Annotated in this window: 14 protein-coding genes; 5 read left to right on the top strand and 9 right to left on the bottom strand. The window is 72.0% G+C overall.

Going from position 1 to position 16,074, the window contains the following annotated elements; all coding sequences use genetic code 11:
• Positions 1-41 precede the first annotated feature (41 nt).
• Both ACGFZW_RS06380 and leuA read right to left on the bottom strand, forming a co-directional pair.
• Positions 42-749: a TerB family tellurite resistance protein gene (locus ACGFZW_RS06380; protein WP_393892352.1), complete on the bottom strand. Its 708-nt coding sequence runs from the start codon at positions 747-749 to the stop codon at positions 42-44.
• 630 nt (positions 750-1,379) lie between these two features.
• Complete coding sequence (gene leuA, locus ACGFZW_RS06375) at positions 1,380-3,158, bottom strand: 2-isopropylmalate synthase (protein ID WP_393891891.1); 1,779 nt, start codon at positions 3,156-3,158, stop codon at positions 1,380-1,382.
• A gap of 326 nt (positions 3,159-3,484) precedes the next feature.
• Here leuA and ACGFZW_RS06370 point away from each other — a divergent pair, with 326 nt between their 5' ends.
• The 4 genes from ACGFZW_RS06370 (at position 3,485) to ACGFZW_RS06355 (ending at position 7,598) form a co-directional block, all read left to right on the top strand.
• Positions 3,485-4,561 (top strand): M4 family metallopeptidase, encoded by a 1,077-nt coding sequence (locus ACGFZW_RS06370; protein WP_393891890.1) that lies wholly within the window; start codon positions 3,485-3,487, stop codon positions 4,559-4,561.
• Between the two features lie 44 nt (positions 4,562-4,605).
• A complete protein-coding gene (locus tag ACGFZW_RS06365; RefSeq protein ID WP_393891889.1) occupies positions 4,606-4,872 on the top strand; it encodes a protealysin inhibitor emfourin in 267 nt (88 codons plus the stop codon).
• Between the two features lie 87 nt (positions 4,873-4,959).
• Positions 4,960-6,336 carry a GH1 family beta-glucosidase gene (locus tag ACGFZW_RS06360; RefSeq protein WP_393891888.1) on the top strand — a complete coding sequence of 459 codons (1,377 nt, stop codon included), beginning with the start codon at positions 4,960-4,962 and terminating at the stop codon, positions 6,334-6,336.
• Positions 6,333-7,598 carry an MFS transporter gene (locus ACGFZW_RS06355; RefSeq protein WP_393891887.1) on the top strand — a complete coding sequence of 422 codons (1,266 nt, stop codon included), beginning with the start codon at positions 6,333-6,335 and terminating at the stop codon, positions 7,596-7,598. Before ACGFZW_RS06360 ends, ACGFZW_RS06355 begins: the two co-directional genes overlap by 4 nt.
• 17 nt (positions 7,599-7,615) lie before the next feature.
• On the opposite strand, the gene era is transcribed toward ACGFZW_RS06355, so the two are convergent.
• The 3 genes from era to ACGFZW_RS06340 all read right to left on the bottom strand — a co-directional run bounded on the left by era (position 7,616) and on the right by ACGFZW_RS06340 (position 10,073).
• Positions 7,616-8,602: a GTPase Era gene (gene era / locus ACGFZW_RS06350; protein WP_393891886.1), complete on the bottom strand. Its 987-nt coding sequence runs from the start codon at positions 8,600-8,602 to the stop codon at positions 7,616-7,618.
• Between the two features lie 174 nt (positions 8,603-8,776).
• The gene (locus ACGFZW_RS06345; protein WP_393891885.1) at positions 8,777-9,142 is read right to left on the bottom strand and encodes a cytidine deaminase; all 366 of its coding nucleotides are present in this window, start codon (positions 9,140-9,142) and stop codon (positions 8,777-8,779) included.
• Between the two features lie 103 nt (positions 9,143-9,245).
• On the bottom strand, positions 9,246-10,073 hold the full coding sequence (locus ACGFZW_RS06340) for a helix-turn-helix transcriptional regulator (protein WP_393892351.1): 828 nt from the start codon (positions 10,071-10,073) through the stop codon (positions 9,246-9,248).
• Positions 10,074-10,226: 153 nt separating this feature from the next.
• On the opposite strand from ACGFZW_RS06340, the gene ACGFZW_RS06335 reads away from it, so the two are divergent.
• Complete coding sequence (locus tag ACGFZW_RS06335; RefSeq protein WP_393891884.1) at positions 10,227-11,735, top strand: MFS transporter; 1,509 nt, start codon at positions 10,227-10,229, stop codon at positions 11,733-11,735.
• 68 nt (positions 11,736-11,803) lie between these two features.
• Here ACGFZW_RS06335 and ACGFZW_RS06330 read toward each other — a convergent pair whose 3' ends face one another.
• From ACGFZW_RS06330 to ACGFZW_RS06315, 4 genes are all read right to left on the bottom strand, one after another.
• The gene (locus tag ACGFZW_RS06330; RefSeq protein WP_393891883.1) at positions 11,804-13,153 is read right to left on the bottom strand and encodes a hemolysin family protein; all 1,350 of its coding nucleotides are present in this window, start codon (positions 13,151-13,153) and stop codon (positions 11,804-11,806) included.
• 14 nt (positions 13,154-13,167) lie between these two features.
• Complete coding sequence (gene ybeY, locus ACGFZW_RS06325; protein WP_136739573.1) at positions 13,168-13,665, bottom strand: rRNA maturation RNase YbeY; 498 nt, start codon at positions 13,663-13,665, stop codon at positions 13,168-13,170.
• A 70-nt stretch (positions 13,666-13,735) separates the two neighbouring features.
• Positions 13,736-14,740 (bottom strand): PhoH family protein, encoded by a 1,005-nt coding sequence (locus ACGFZW_RS06320; protein ID WP_393891882.1) that lies wholly within the window; start codon positions 14,738-14,740, stop codon positions 13,736-13,738.
• Between the two features lie 162 nt (positions 14,741-14,902).
• Positions 14,903-16,051, bottom strand: coding sequence for a carbohydrate kinase family protein (locus tag ACGFZW_RS06315; RefSeq protein ID WP_393891881.1), 1,149 nt, complete (start codon positions 16,049-16,051; stop codon positions 14,903-14,905).
• Positions 16,052-16,074 lie beyond the last annotated feature (23 nt).

Below are 16,074 nucleotides of genomic sequence, written 5' to 3'. Positions count from 1 at the left end.
GGGTCGTGGGGGTTTTGGGGTGCGTGTCTTCGGGCGGGCGGTCAGGACGGCGTGCGCGCCGCCGCCAGCAGCCGGTTCGTATCGGCCGGGCGGAGCATCAGGGCGGCGCCGACCGTGGTGAGGACCTCGCGTTCCGCGGGGGTGTAGGAGCCGTCGGCCAGGGCGATACGGGCGGCCTGGAGGAGGACCGATTCCCGCCCGGCCGGGGCGAGGTGCGGGGCCAGCGGCTCCAGGGACTCGTGGAGCTCTATGGCCAGCGCGGTGCCGCACGGGTCGAGGCCGTTGGGGGCGCAGTCGCCGCCCGTCACCGCGTCGTAGGTGCCGGTGAGCCGGCCGGTGTCGGCGGCGAGCGCGGCGAGGAGGGTGAGCAGCTGGTCCTCGGAGCAGTCGGCGAACCCCGCCGCGCGGACCGTGGCGACGGCGGTGTCGCGTACGGTGCCGGAGGACGTGCCGCCGGCGGCCAGCACGGCCAGCGTGACGGTGTGGACGGCGTCCCGGAGCATCGCGGAGAAGCGGACGGTGGTGGGGTGGTCCAGCGCGTCCAGACCGAAGTGGCCCTGACAGGCGGAGCATTCCAGGACCGGGCCCGCGTCGCCCCGCGAGAGAAGGGGCACGCCGAGGAGGGTGAGGCGGCGGCGTCCCGTCTGCCGGAGGTAGTTGCGGTCCCCGCCGCACTCCGGGCAGAAGAACTCGCCGTCGGCGACGGTCCGCCAGGACGTGCGCACGCCCATCACACACATCTTGTGCATCACGTCAGCCTCCCTAACGCCTCGGCCCCATCGCCGCATTGGACGTGATGTTAGCCACACAGGTGATGTGACGTCAGTACCTCGTACCGGACAACTGGCCGGATGGTGAAGGGCGCCCACCCTTCGGAGTGAGGCCCGGGGGCCCGTTGACGGCCGGCGGGAGACGCTTCCCGGCGGGACGTCCGGCCCCGGCACAGCGGCGGCAACGCCTTCCCCGGGGCCGGCGCGGGCGCCCCCGGCGATCTCCCGTGCGACGGCCGCGCGCCGTGCCCGGTCGCGGTCGCCCGCCGCCTCCGGCCGGGTCACCTGCGAGGTTCCTGGTGCGACCGGTCCATACGGAGCGGGTGCGGGCCGGGCGGTGGCTGAGGGCGAGAAGGTCGGCTCGGGCGTCACCTGCCGCCTCGGCCGCCCCCTGCAAGCCTGTTGCAGTGCCCGGGCGTGGCTCCGGCCGGTCGTGGACGCCGGAGCCCGGGGGCGGGACGGGCAGCGCGGAGGAGAGCGCCGTCTTGGCCGGAAGAAGACCGGAACGCACGGTGCCGCCGCCCGCAGCACGGCGCCCCCGCCGCTCGGTGGGAGCGGCGAGGGCGCCGGGAGAGCCGGACCGGCGGCCAGCCGGTCAGCGGGCCTGGATCAGCGGCCCGCGCGGTTGACCGCGGAGACGATCGCCTTGATCGAGGCACGGACGATGTTGGCGTCGACGCCGACGCCCCACAGCACCTTGTCACCGATGGCGCACTCGATGTACGCGGCGGCCTGGGCGCCGGCGCCCTCGCTCAGGGTGTGCTCGCTGTAGTCCAGCAGGCGCACATCCACGTCGATGGCGTGCAGCGCGTCGAAGAAGGCTGCCAGGGGGCCGTTGCCGCTGCCGGTCAGCACCGTGTCGACGCCGTCCACCACGGCTTCGACGGTCAGCGCGTCGGTGCCCTCCTTCGTCGTCGAGGTCTGCGCGGAGCGCAGCGCGATCCGGCCCCAGGCGTTCTCGGGGGTGGGCAGGTACTCGTCCTGGAAGGTGGACCAGATGGCGGTCGGCGTGACCTCGCCGCCCTCGGTGTCGGTCTTCTCCTGGATGATCCGGGAGAACTCGATCTGCATCCGGCGCGGCAGGTCCAGCTTGTGGTCGTTCTTCAGGACGTAGGCGATACCGCCCTTGCCGGACTGCGAGTTGACGCGGATCACGGCCTCGTAGGAGCGGCCGACGTCCTTGGGGTCGATGGGCAGGTACGGAACCGCCCACTCGATGTCGTCGACGGTCTTCCCGGCGGCGGCCGCCTCGGCCTCCATCGCGTCGAAGCCCTTCTTGATGGCGTCCTGGTGGGAGCCGGAGAAGGCGGTGTAGACCAGATCGCCCGCGTAGGGGTGGCGCGGGTGGATCTCCATCTGGTTGCAGTACTCGCTGGTGCGACGGATCTCGTCGATCTGCGAGAAGTCGATCATCGGGTCGACGCCCTGGGAGAAGAGGTTCATCCCCAGCGTCACCAGGTCGACGTTGCCGGTGCGCTCGCCCTGACCGAACAGGCAGCCCTCGACACGGTCCGCGCCCGCCATGACGGCCAGCTCGGCGGCGGCGACGGCGGTACCGCGGTCGTTGTGCGGGTGGGTGGACAGGCAGACGAACTCGCGCCGGGAGAGGTTGCGTGACATCCACTCGAAGCGGTCGGCGTGGGTGCTGGGCGTGGAGCGCTCCACCGTGGCCGGCAGGTTCAGGATGATCTCGCGGCCCTCCTCGGGCTGCCAGACGTCCATGACCGCCTCGCAGACCTCCAGGGCGAAGTCCAGCTCGGTGTCGGTGAAGATCTCCGGGCTGTACTGGTAGCCGAAGATCGTCTCGTCGCCCAGGATCTTGTCGGCGTACTCGACGACCAGCCGGGTGCCGTCCACCGCGATCTGCTTGACCTCTTCCTTCGAGCCGCGGAAGACGACCCGGCGGAAGGTGGGCGCGGTGGCGTTGTACAGGTGGACCGTGGCGCGGTGGGCGCCGCGCAGCGATTCGACGGTGCGCTCGATCAGCTCTTCGCGGGCCTGCGTCAGGACGGAGATCGTCACGTCCTCGGGAATCGCGCCCTCTTCGATGATGGAGCGTACGAACTGGAAGTCGGTCTCACCGGACGAGGGGAACCCGACCTCGATCTCCTTGTAGCCCATCTTCACCAGGAGGTCGAACATCTCGCGCTTGCGGGCCGGCGACATCGGGTCGATCAGCGCCTGGTTGCCGTCGCGCAGGTCGGTCGACAGCCAGCGGGGGGCCTTGGTGATGCGCTGGTCCGGCCAGGTGCGATCGGGGATGTCCACGGCCTCGTAGCTGCCGTACTTGCGGATCGGCATCCCCGAGGGCTTCTGCGTCTGAGTGCCGTTGGTGACCGGGGTGGGGCGACCGACGGCGTTCGCTGCCTGGCTCGACGGGTTCGTCATGATGCGTAGGGCTCCTCGTGTGTCCGCATGGGGGTCCACCCTGCTCTTCAAGAGCGGGAAGAGGCCGACGGGGCGAAAATCGCAACACCGAACTCCGCGGGGAGGGGGTCGGCCTACGACTACAGGCCCTCGCCGCGGCAGCTAAGGAGAAGCAGCCCGAAACGCATGATGCACAGCAGCGTAGCCGAGGAACGCGGCGAATGGTTGGCCCGTATCAGTATGCGGGACCGGACGGACGTAACGGTCGAAGTGCGAGCAACCACACGTTTTCAGGAATCTCGGCGGCAGGCAGTGACAGGAGCGTCACGCAATGCGACCGTTTTCCCATGGCTCTCACCACTTCGCCGGTCACGCCGGCCCACCCGGTCTTCTGCACCATCGTCCCGCCGCACGTCCTCGACAAGCTGGCGCAGTCCGATGACCCCGCGCGACACGAGCCCGCCCGCCGCACCCTGGAGCACGACGCCGTCCAGCGCACCCGGCGCCGCGAGAACGCCGCCCGCACCTTCGCGCCTGCCCGGCCCGCCGCCGGGGCCGACAAGCCCGAGCGCACCATCTACGACGCCGAGCACCAGGAGAACCTGCCCGGCACCAAGGTCCACTCCGAGTCCGACGGCCCCTCGCGCGACGCCTCCGTCAACCGCGCCCACGCCGGTCTCGGCGCCACCTTCGAGCTGTATCTGAAGGCCTACGGCCGGAAGTCGATCGACGGCGCCGGCCTGCCGCTGGACGCGACGGTCCACTACGGCGAGAAGTACGACAACGCCTTCTGGGACGGCGAGCGGATGGTCTTCGGCGACGGGGACAACGACCTGTTCCTGGACTTCACCATCCCGGTCGACGTCATCGGCCACGAGCTCACCCACGGCGTCACGCAGTACACCGCCAACCTCACCTACAAGGACCAGTCCGGGGCGCTCAACGAATCGATCTCGGACGTCTTCGGCGCCCTGATCAAGCAGTACGCCCTCGGCCAGACCGCCGACCAGGCCGACTGGCTGATCGGCGCCGGGCTGCTCGGCCCGAACGTCACCGGCACGGCCCTGCGGTCCATGAAGGCGCCCGGCACGGCGTACGACGACGACGTGCTGGGCAAGGACCCGCAGCCCGCGACGATGAAGGACTTCGTCGACACGTCCGACGACAACGGCGGCGTGCACATCAACTCCGGCATCCCCAACCACGCCTTCTACCTGGCCGCCACCGCGCTCGGCGGAAAGGCGTGGGAGCGGGCCGGGCAGGTCTGGTACGACGTACTGACCGGCGGCGATCTCGCCACCGACGCCCGGTTCGCCGACTTCGCCGGCCTCACCATCGCCGCCGCCCGGGCCCGCTTCGGCGCGGGCGACGAGCACGAGGCGCTGGTCAAGGCGTGGTCGCAGGTCGGGGTGAAGGCGAAGTAGCGCGGCACGGCTGTTCCCGGCGCCCCACGGGGTAGGAAGCCGTCATGCGTATTGAGATCCGTCGCACCGGTGGCTTCGCGGGCATCGAGCGCCGCGCCGAGGTCGAGACCTCGGGGCGGCCCGATGCCGACGACTGGCACACCCTGGCCGAGAACTGCCTCGCCGCCGCCTCCGACAGTCCTCCGGCAGGGGTGCCGGACGGCTTCAGCTACCGCATCACGGTCGACGACCGGACGGTGTACTGCTCCGATCCCCGGCTCTCGGACGAGCAGCGCGAGTTGATCACAAAGGTGCTCAAGGAAGGGGCGTAGCGGGCCGAAGCGGCGTTCCCCGATGCCCAACTGGCCTGTCATCCCTACCTCTTGACACTGTTACCGGCGGTTAAGAAGATCCGGCCCATGACAACGGCGCCGGTCTCCCCCAAGCCCCTGCCCCGCTTCCCCCGCGACTTCGTCTGGGGGGTGTCGACGTCCGCCCCGCAGATCGAGGGCGCGGTGGAGGAGGGCGGGCGAGGGCGGTCGGCCTGGGATGTGTTCGCGGCGGAGCCGGGGCGGATCAAGGACGCCTCGGACGCGCGGATCGCGATCGATCACTACCACCGCTATCCCGAGGACGTGGCGCTGCTCAAGGAGCTCGGGGTCGGCGCGTACCGCTTCTCGGTGGCCTGGCCGCGGGTGGTGCCGGACGGCAGCGGCGCGGTCAACGCGGCGGGTCTCGACTTCTACGACCGGCTGGTGGACGCGCTGCTGGCGGCGGGCGTCGACCCGGTCCCCACGCTGTTCCACTGGGACACACCCCAGGCGCTGGAGGAGGGCGGCGGCTGGCTCGTCCGGGAGACCGCCGAGCACTTCGCGGCGTACGCGGACGCGGTCGCGGCCCGACTCGGGGACCGCGTCGGCCGCTGGATCACCCTCAACGAACCGGCGGAACTGACACTGCTCGGCTACGGCCTGGGACAGCACGCCCCGGGCAGGCAGCTGGTCTTCGACGCCCTGCCGGCCGCACACCACCAGCTGCTGGGCCACGGCCTCGCGGTGCAGGCGCTGCGGGCCCGCGGGGCGGGGAACATCGGCATCGCCAACTCGCACGGGCCCACCTGGGCGGCGAGCGCGTCGGAGGCGGACACGGCCGCCGCCGACCTGTACGACCTGCTGCTCAACCGGCTTTTCGCGGACCCGCTGCTGCTCGGCCGCTACCCGGACGAGGGGCTGGCGGCCCTGCTGCCGGGGCCCGTCGCCGACGACCTGAAGATCATTTCTGAGCCGCTGGACTGGTACGGGATCAACTACTACCAGCCGACCCTGGTGGGCGCCCCGGACCCGGGAGCGGCCGGCCCCGCCGACTTCGGCGGCATCCTCCTGCCGCCCGAACTCCCCTTCGCGCCACGGGAGATCGAGGGCTATCCGCGGACCGACTTCGGCTGGCCGGTGGTTCCCGGGGCGCTCACCGAGCTGCTGGAGACGTTCCGCGAGCGGTACGGGGCGAGCCTGCCGCCGATCGTGATCACCGAGAACGGCTGCTCCTACGACGGCCTCGACGACGGCGAGCGGATCACGTTCCTGGACGCGCATCTGCGCGCCCTGCACGAGGCGCTCGAAGCGGGCATCGACATCCGCGGCTACTTCGTCTGGTCGCTGCTGGACAACTTCGAATGGGCGGAGGGCTACGCGCGACGCTTCGGGCTGGTGCATGTGGACCGTGCCACCTTGACGCGGACGCCGAAGAGCTCCTACCGGTGGCTGCGGGACGCGCTGCGCGACCAGGCGCGGGGATGAGCGATGCGGCGGCGGCACCGGCGCCGGGGCCCGCCGATGCGGCCGAGCCGCAGCAGCGGGCGGGGCACGGCTGGACGGCGTCACTGTCGCTGGCGAACGGGGCGATCTGGGCCGGCTGGTACGGGCCGATCCAGATCCTGCTCGCCCTCCAGGCCGCCGCCCTCGCACCGCCCGGCGCCTCCAAGGAGTCCGTCCTGGCATGGGTGACCGGCCTGGGCGCAGCCGTCTCGCTGGTCGCCAACCCGCTCTTCGGCGCCCTCTCCGACCGTACGGTGTCCCGCTTCGGGCGCCGTAGCCCATGGATCCTCGCCGGGGTGCTGGGCGGGGCCGCCGCCCTCACGCTGCTGGCCGGGGCGCGCACCGTCGCGGGAATGGCGCTCGGCTGGTGCCTGGTGCAGCTCACCCTCAACGCGGCCTTCGCGGCGATCACCGCCGCGGTGCCCGACCGGGTGCCGCGGTCGCAGCGCGGCGCGGTGGGCGGCTGGCTGGGCGCCGCGCAGATCCTCGGCGTCCTCGCCGGTACCGGGCTCGCCACCCTCGCCGGCGGGGTCGTCGCCGGCTATCTGGCCTGCGCCGGCTTCACCGTGCTGGCCACCCTGCCCCACCTGCTGCTGCACAGGGACCCGCCGCTGCCGGCCGCCCACCGGCCGCCGTTCACCTGGCGGGCCTTCCTCGCCGGTTTCCGGCTCAGCCCCCGCCGCCACCCCGACCTCGGCTGGGCCTGGCTGACCCGCTTCCTGATCAACCTGGGCAACGCCCTCGCGCTGCTGTATCTCCTGTACTACCTGCGGGACGCCCTGCACCACCCCGACCCCGAGGGCGGGGTGCTGATCCTCACCGCCGTCAACGGCGTCACCCTCCTGGGCACCGTCGTCCTCGGCGGGATCCGCTCGGACCGGGCCGGCCGCAGGAAACCGTTCGTGCTGGCGGCGGGCGTCGTCATGGCGGTGGCCACCGCGCTGCTCGCAGGCTGGCAGACCTGGCCCGGCGCGCTGTGCGCCGCGGCGCTGCTCGGGGTCGGCTTCGGCGTCTTCACGTCGGTCGACTTCGCGCTGATGACGGAGGTACTGCCGGCCGCCGCGCACCGCGGCAAGGACCTCGGCATCCTCAACATCGCCAACTCGCTGCCGCAGGTGGCCGCACCGGTGCTGGCCGCACCGCTCGTGAGCCACCTCGGCGGCTACCGGGCGCTGTACCTGGTCGCGGCCGCCATCGGGCTGCTGGGGGCGCTGCTGGTGCGGCGGATCCGCGGCGTGGCCTGATGCCGCCGCCCGGCGGCCTAGAAGCCGAGCTTGCGCAGCTGCTTGGGGTCGCGCTGCCAGTCCTTGGCGACCTTGACGTGCAGGTCGAGGTAGACCGGCGTGCCGAGCAGCGCCTCGATGTGCTTGCGCGACTTCATGCCGACCTCCTTCAGCCGCTGGCCCTTCGGGCCGATGATGATGCCCTTCTGGCTGGGACGCTCGATGTAGACGTTGGCGTGGATGTCCAGCAGCGGCTTGTCGGCCGGCCGGTCCTCACGCGGCAGCATCTCCTCGACGACGACGGCGATGGAGTGCGGCAGCTCGTCGCGTACGCCCTCCAGCGCGGCCTCGCGGATCAGCTCGGCGACCATGACCTGCTCGGGCTCGTCGGTGAGGTCGCCCTCGGGGTAGAGCGGCGGGCTCTCCGGCAGCATGGGGACGAGCAGATCGGCCAGCAGCGAGACCTGTCCCGCCCCTCGCGCGCCGTCCTCCCCGGAGGCGTTGCGCGCCGCGCCCTCCGCGTCCACGGCCGAGACCGGGATGATCTCGGCCCACTCGATGCCGAGCTCCTTGCCGAGCTGGTCGATGGCGAGCAGCTGGGTCGCGAGGGTCTTGGAGTCGACCAGGTCGGTCTTGGTGACGATGGCGACCTTGGGGGTCTTCTTGATGCCGGCGAGTTCGGCGGCGATGTAGCGGTCACCGGGGCCGAGCTTCTGGTCGGCGGGCAGGCAGAAGCCGATGACGTCGACCTCGGACCAGGTGGTCCGCACGACGTCGTTCAGCCGCTCGCCGAGCAGCGTGCGGGGCTTGTGCAGACCCGGGGTGTCGACGAGGACGAGCTGCGCCTCGGGGCGGTGCACGATCCCGCGCACGGTGTGGCGGGTGGTCTGCGGCCGGTTGGAGGTGATGGCCACCTTCGTACCGACGAGAGCGTTCGTGAGGGTGGACTTGCCCGCGTTCGGGCGGCCGACGAAGCACGCGAAGCCGGCACGGTGCGGGGCGGAGGAGTCTGTACGAACGCTCATGGCGCCCATTCTCCCCGATCCCCGGGGCCCCTCCGACCACACGGGCCGGTCGTGGGGCCGCACCCGGCGGGGCGCGGCCCCTCGGCTCGGTCGCCGATCACGGCCTTCGCGGTCGAACGCGGTGCCCGTCGGCGCCACCTCGGTACGACCCCGGCGGGCCGACGGCGCGCACGCTCAGCCCCGCGGCGTGCCCGCCGGGACGGTGGCGCGCAGGGTGCCGTCGAGGCCGGCGACCAGGACCGGCGTCTCGGGACCGCCGAGGTCCCGCACGGCGGCGCGGTCGGCGTCGTCGGCGCTCTCGGACTCGGTGACCACGGCCGCGGCCTCCAGGGAGGTGGCGCCACTGGCGACGGCCATCGCCACGGCCGTACGCAGCGCGCTGAGCTGCAACGAGTCCAGGGCGACGGTACCGGCGACGTAGGTGCGTCCGGTCTCGTCGCGTACGGCTGCCCCCTCGGGCACGCCATTACGGGCCCGCGCCGAGCGCGCGAGCGTGATGATCTTGCGGTCTTCGGGGTCCAGCGGTGCGGCTTCGCTCATACGGGCGAGCATATGCGGGACGCCGCACAACGACTTCAAGGGGCACGGGCTTGCGAGGGCAGGTGCCCGGGCCCGCGCACCGTACGCCCAGCGCGACGGGCGCTCAGCCCGCGACCGAGGACATACCGCCCCGCCGCCCCTCCGGCGAGGTGAGCCACTCCAGCCTCCGGGCGGTGTCCGTCTCCGGGCGCGGGTTGTGCAGCACCACGGTCAGGTCGGGGCGTACCGGAACGCGGAGTTGGGTGGTCTCGAAGAGCAGCGCGCCCACCAGCGGGTGGTCCATCTCCTTGTGCAGCTGACCGCCGTCCTGCACATCGCCGAGCGCCCACAGCGCGGCGAACTCCTCGCTTGCCGCCGCGACCTCACGGACGACCTCGTCGAACCCCTCGTCCCCGGGCCGCTCCGAGCACGCGGCGCGGAACTGCGCCACCACCAAGGGGGCGTTCGCCTCCCAGCTGGCCGCCCGCGCGCGGTAGACAGGATCGGTGAAGAACGCGATCAGGCAGTTCAGGGAGACGCCCGGGCTGCCGTGGCCGAGGACGAGATGCGCCGCCTCGTTGTAGGCGATGGTGTTCCAGTAGGTGTCCATGATGTGCGCGGGGAACGGCATCCACGCGTCGATCAGCCGCTGCAGACCGGCGCACACATCCGTGATCTCCAGTTCCTCGGAGTCCTGCCGCCGCGGAGGGTTGAGCCCCGCCAGGACGTACAGATGCCGCCGCTCGGCGCCGCTGAGCCGCAGTACGCGGGCGACGGAATCCAGCACCTGCGGCGAGACGGTGATGTCGCGGCCCTGCTCCAGCCACTGGTACCAGGACGCGCCGACCCCGGCGAGGACGGCGACCTCCTCGCGGCGCAGGCCGGGCGTGCGACGCCGGCCGCCGTCGGGCAGGCCCGCCTCGGCCGGCGTGACCCGGGCCCGGCGGCTCATCAGGAACTCGCGCAGTTCCTGCCTGCGGCGCGAAGTGTCGGGTACGGCATTGCTCACGGCCACGTTTCTCCCCCTGTCGGCGTGGCTGGTGGTACGGACACCACGATAAGTTCCCGCTCCCCACGCCGTATTCCGCGGCCGCAAGCTCCTTGCATGCCAACCGACACCTCACTGCGTCCCGAACCCCGGCCGGCCGGCCCGGCCGCTCCCCCGGCACCGACCACCGCGGCCACCACCGCCCCCGCCGGTCCGGCCACCGCACGCATGACCACCCGCGCGAAGCTCATCCTGCTGCTGCTCTGCGCGGCGCAGTTCATCATCGCGCTGGACTTCTCCATCCTGAACGTCGCGCTGCCGGTGCTCGGCAAGGACCTGGGGATGGGCCAGGCCGACCTCCAGTGGGCCGTCACCGCCTTCGCCCTGCCCTCCGGCGGCTTCCTGCTGCTGTTCGGCCGGATCGCCGACCTCTTCGGCCGGCGCAGGCTGTTCCTGATCGGCCTGGCGCTGTTCACCGCCGCGTCGGTGCTGGCCGCGCTCGCCTGGTCACCGGCCGCCTTCCTGGCCGGCCGGGCCCTCCAGGGCCTGGGCGCAGCGGTCATCGTGCCCACCGGCATGTCCCTGCTGACCACCACCTTCGCCGAGGGGCCGCAGCGCGAACGCGCCCTGGGCATCAGCGGAACCGTGCTGTCGATGGGCTTCACCATCGGCATGGTGCTGGGCGGAGTGATGACCGACGCGTTGGGCTGGCGCTCCACCATGGGCCTGCTGAGCCTGGCCGGCGTGGCCGTGCTGGCCGCGGCCCCGGCGCTGCTGTCGGAGTCGAGGCACCCGCAGCGCCCGCGGATCGACGTGCCCGGCGCGGTCACCGTCACCGGCGGGCTCCTCGGCCTGATCTACGCCCTGTCGACCGCCGCCGAGGAGGGCTTCGGCAGCCCGGACGTGCTCGTCACGCTGCTCGTCGGCCTCGCCCTGCTGGTCGCGTTCGTGGTCGTGGAGTCGCGGGCCGCCCAGCCCCTGGTGTCCCTGCCGATGCTGCGCCGCCGTACGGTCGCCTGGGGCAATCTGGCGGGGCTGACCACCTTCTCGATGATGAGCACCGTGGTCTTCCTGCTGACGCTGTATCTGCAGGAGGTGCTGCGGCTGTCGGCCTTCGAGACCGGTCTGCTCTTCGGCGTGCAGGGAGTCGTCTCCGCGATCGCCGGCATCGTCGCCCCGAAGGTCATCGGCAGGCTCGGCGCCCGGCGCACACTGCTGGTCGGCATGCTGCTGCAGGCCGGCTTCACCGCCGCCCTGCTCGGGCTCGGCACCGGGTCCGGCATGTGGCTGGCCCTGATCGGCGTGACCTTCGCCAGCCTCGGGCACCTCTGGGCGATCATCTCCTACGGCGTGACCGCCACGTCCGGTGTGCCGGACGCGGAGCAGGGCCTGGCCACCGGCCTGGTCACCAGCTCCCAGCAGGTCGGCATCACCATCGGCATCCCGCTGCTGAGCGCGGTCGCCGCCGCCCACATCGGTTCGCTGCGCGCCGACGGCAGTGGCTTCGCCGAGGCCACGCTCGGCGGTATCAAGCTCGCGCTGGGCCTGGACGCGGCGCTGGTGGCGGTGGTCGCCGTGCTGGTGACGTTCGGACTGCGGGCGGCACGTGGCGCGCGGCAAGGCTGACCGCGAAGAGGGCCCCGGACGGCTCGTCCGGGGCCCTCTTGCGGGCGGTGCTGCGCAACGCCGCGCGCTCAGCCTTCGTCCGCGCCGCGTCCCGCGTCCGCCGTCGCACGGATCGGTTCGCACAGCACCGTGATGATCTTGTTGCGGCGGCCGCCCGGCGACTCCGCGGTCAGCCGCAGCCCGGTCAGGCCCGGATCGGTGGGGGCGCCCCCGGACCCGGCCGAGGCGTCGGCGAAGAGGTCGACCTCTGCGGTCGCGCCGGCGATCGGGACCCGGCCGAGGAGCTTGGCGAGCAGGCCGCCGACCGTCTCGACGTCCTCGTCGTCGAGCTCGGCCAGGCCGTACAGCTCGCCGAGGTCGCCGATGTCGAGCCGGGCGGTGACGCGGTAGCGGCCGTCGCCGAGGTCCTCGACGGGCGGCAGCTCACGGTCGTACTCGTCGGTGATCTCACCGACGATCTCCTCCAGGATGTCCTCGATGGTGACGATGCCGGCCGTGCCGCCGTATTCATCGATGACCACCGCGACGTGGTTGCGGTCCTGCTGCATCTCGCGCAGCAGATCACCGGCGTTCTTGGTGTCCGGCACGAAGACCGCCGGGCGCATCGCCGAGGAGACCAGCTCGGTCTCGGCATCCCGGTTGATGTGCACCTTGCGGGCCAGGTCCTTGAGATAGACCACGCCGACGACGTCGTCCTCGTTCTCGCCGGTGACCGGGATACGCGAGAACCCCGAGCGCAGCGCGAGAGTCAGCGCCTGGCGGATGGTCTTGTAGCGCTCGACGGCGACGAGGTCCGTACGCGGCACCATCACCTCGCGCACGAGGGTGTCGCCGAGCTGGAAGACGGAGTGCACCATCCGGCGCTCCTCGTCCTCGATCAGCGATTCCTTCTCGGCCAGGTCGACCAGCGAGCGCAGCTCCGCCTCGGAGGCGAACGGGCCCTTGCGGAAGCCCTTTCCGGGGGTGAGGGCGTTGCCGAGGAGGATCAGCAGCGGCGGGATCGGGCCCATCACCCGGGCCAGCGGCAGCAGGACGTACGCCGCGGCCGTCGCGGTGTTCAGCGGGTGCTGGCGGCCGATGGTGCGGGGCGAGACGCCGACGGCGACATAGGAGACCAGCACCATCACGGCGATGGCGACGGTCAGGGCCTGCCAGGTCTCCTCGAAGGAGCGCAGGCAGGCGTAGGTGACCAGGACACCCGCGGCCATCTCGCAGCCGACCCGCACCAGCAGCGCGACGTTGAGGTAGCGGGTGGGGTCGGCGGCGACGGCGGCGAGCTTGGCGCTGCCGCGGCGGCCGGATCTGACGGCTTCCTCGGCGCGGAAGCTCGTCGTGCGTGCGAGACCGGCCTCGGCGCAGGCGGCGAGCCAGGCGATCACGACGAGCAGGACCGCGACCGCGATCAGCTGGGTGGTCATCAGGGGCCGTCCGGTCAGGTCACGGTGGGGGCGGGCGAGGGGCCGGTCAGGCCCTTCTCGGCGCGCCAGCCGTCGATGATCGCCGCCTGCAGGCCGAACATCTCGGCCTTCTCGTCCGGCTCCTCGTGGTCGTAGCCGAGGAGGTGGAGGACGCCGTGGACGGTGAGCAGCTGCAGCTCCTCGTCCATGGAGTGCCCGGTCGGCGCCTCCTCGCCCTGCTTCTTGGCGACCTCGGGGCACAGCACGATGTCACCGAGGAGCCCCTGCGGGGGCTCCTCGTCGTCCTTGGCCGGGGGACGCAGTTCGTCCATCGGGAAGGACATGACATCGGTCGGGCCCGGCAGGTCCATCCACTGGATGTGGAGCTGCTCCATGGCCTCGGCGTCCACGACGATGACGGACAGCTCGGAGAGCGGGTGGATGCGCATCCGGGCCACGGCGTAGCGGGCGACGTCCAGGACGGCCTGCTCGTCGATGTCCGTGCCGGACTCGTTGTTGACGTCGATCGACATGGGGAGGGCTGCTTCTCGCTTCTTGGGCTTGCCGGCAGTTGCCTACGGCCGCGTCGGGCGGCCGTGCGGCTCACTGGCCGTTGCGGCTGTCGTACTTCTCGTATGCGTCGACGATACGGCCGACCAGCTTGTGCCGGACGACATCCTGGCTGGTGAGGTAGGAGAAGTGCACGTCATCGACGCCCTCCAGGATCTCCCTGACCTGGCGCAGACCGCTCTTGGTGCCGCCCGGCAGGTCGACCTGGGTGACGTCACCGGTGATGACGATCTTCGATTCGAAGCCGAGGCGGGTGAGGAACATCTTCATCTGCTCGGGATTGGTGTTCTGGGCCTCGTCGAGAATGATGAAGGCGTCGTTGAGCGTCCGGCCCCGCATGTACGCCAGCGGCGCGACCTCGATGGTGCCCGCGGCCATCAGGCGCGGGATGGAGTCGGGGTCGAGCATGTCGTGCAGCGCGTCGTAGAGCGGGCGCAGATACGGGTCGATCTTCTCGTAGAGGGTGCCGGGCAGGAAGCCCAGCCGCTCACCCGCCTCGACCGCCGGCCGGGTCAGGATGATGCGGTTGACCTGCTTGGCCTGGAGCGCCTGCACGGCCTTGGCCATCGCCAGGTAGGTCTTGCCGGTGCCCGCCGGGCCGATGCCGAAGACGACGGTGTGCTGGTCGATGGCGTCGACGTAGCGCTTCTGGTTGAGCGTCTTGGGGCGGATCGTCCGGCCACGGTTGGAGAGGATGTTCTGGGTGAGCACCTCCGCGGGGGTCTCGCCCTCGACGCCCTCACCGTCATCCGCCGAGCGCAGCATGGCGATGGAGCGTTCCACGGCGTCCTCCGTCATCGGTTGTCCGGTGCGGAGCACCAGCATCATCTCGTCGAACAGGCGCTGGACGAGGGCGACTTCGTGAGCGTCGCCGACAGCGCTGACTTCGTTGCCCCGGACATGGATGTCGGTCGCCGGGAAGGCATTCTCGATCACGCGCAGTAGCGAGTCCCCGGATCCCAGCACCGTCACCATCGGGTGCTTGGCCGGGACGGTGAACTGGGCGCTGGCCTGCGGTTGCATAGGTGTCTGCGTCATGGGCCGGCTCTGTGGCCTGCTCAACCCTCTCTGACTCGTCTCCTTGGGATACCAAGGGTACGACGGTGCACTGACAGGCCCGAGGGGTTTTCCCGCGCCGCGCGGGTGGCGGTCCGCGGGGCCGCACCTCCGCCGCCCGCCGCCCGCCCGGCGGGGCGTTGCTCAGGCCGGGCGGCGGAAGCCGATCGTCGGCACGGCGCGGGCGAGCGGGGAGAGCCGCCCGGCGGTGGGGAGGACCTCGTCGAGGAAGGCGTACTGGCGGCGCAGCGCCGCGGGCGCGCCCGCCTCGCAGGCCCGGATCTGCTGCCACCAGGCGGCGATCTCGGCCCATCCCGGTGCGGAGAGCGAGCCGCCGAACTCCTGCACCGACAGTGCGGCGCTCAAGCCCGCGAAGGCCAGCCGGTCGGCGAGCGGCCAGTCGGCGAGGGTGCCGGTGACGAACCCGGCGACGAAGACGTCCCCCGCGCCGGTGGGATCCAGCGCGTCGACGGCGATCGCGGGCACCTCGGCGCTCTCGCCGGTCCGCCCGTCCACCGCGCAGGCGCCCTCCGCGCCCATGGTGACGACGGCCAGCGGGACCCGTTCGGCGAGTTTGCGGGCCGCGGCGCGCGGGTTGCTCGTGCGGGTGTAGCGCATCGCCTCCTCGGCGTTGGGCAGGAACGCCTCGCAGTGTTCGAGACCGGCGAGGTCGGCCGGGTCCCAGCGGCCGCTGTCGTCCCAGCCCACATCGGCGAAGATGCGGCTGCCGCGCTCCGCCGCACAGCCCAGCCAGCCCTCCCGCCTGCCGGGCACGAGCGAGGCGACGCAGGCGCGGGACGGCGGCGCGCAGCCCGGCGCGTGCCTGCCGTTGAAGGCGGATTCCGGCGGCGGCGCCTCGTGGCCGTGCGAGACCATGGTGCGCTCGCCCTCGTACGCCATGGAGACGGTGACCGGGGAGTGCCAGCCGGGGACCGTACGCGACAGTGCCAGGTCGATGCCCTCGCCCTGGGCCAGCGCCTCCCAGCAGTACTCGCCGTACATGTCGTCGCCGAAGGCCGCGGCCAGGGACGTGCGCAGTCCCAGGCGGGCCAGGGCGGTGGCCATGTTGGCCACGCCGCCGGGGCTGGAGCCCATGCCGCGGGCCCAGGACTCGGTGCCGCGTACGGGTGCGGAGTCCAGGCCGGTGAAGATGATGTCCAGGAAGACCGTGCCGGTCAGATAGACGTCGGTGTGGGGGTCGCCGTCGGCGCGCACCGCGGCCAGCGGATCGAGGCCCGGCGACCCGGTACCGGGGCCCGCGGGCGGTCGGACATCGCGTCGGCCACTGTTCACCGTGCTCGCCCCTTTCGTTCCGG

The organism is Streptomyces sp. NPDC048248 (genome assembly GCF_043201875.1).
Lineage (GTDB): Bacteria > Actinomycetota > Actinomycetes > Streptomycetales > Streptomycetaceae > Streptomyces.
Note: the sequence above shows the minus strand (reverse complement) of the source record. Positions and strands in the feature narration are given on the sequence as shown.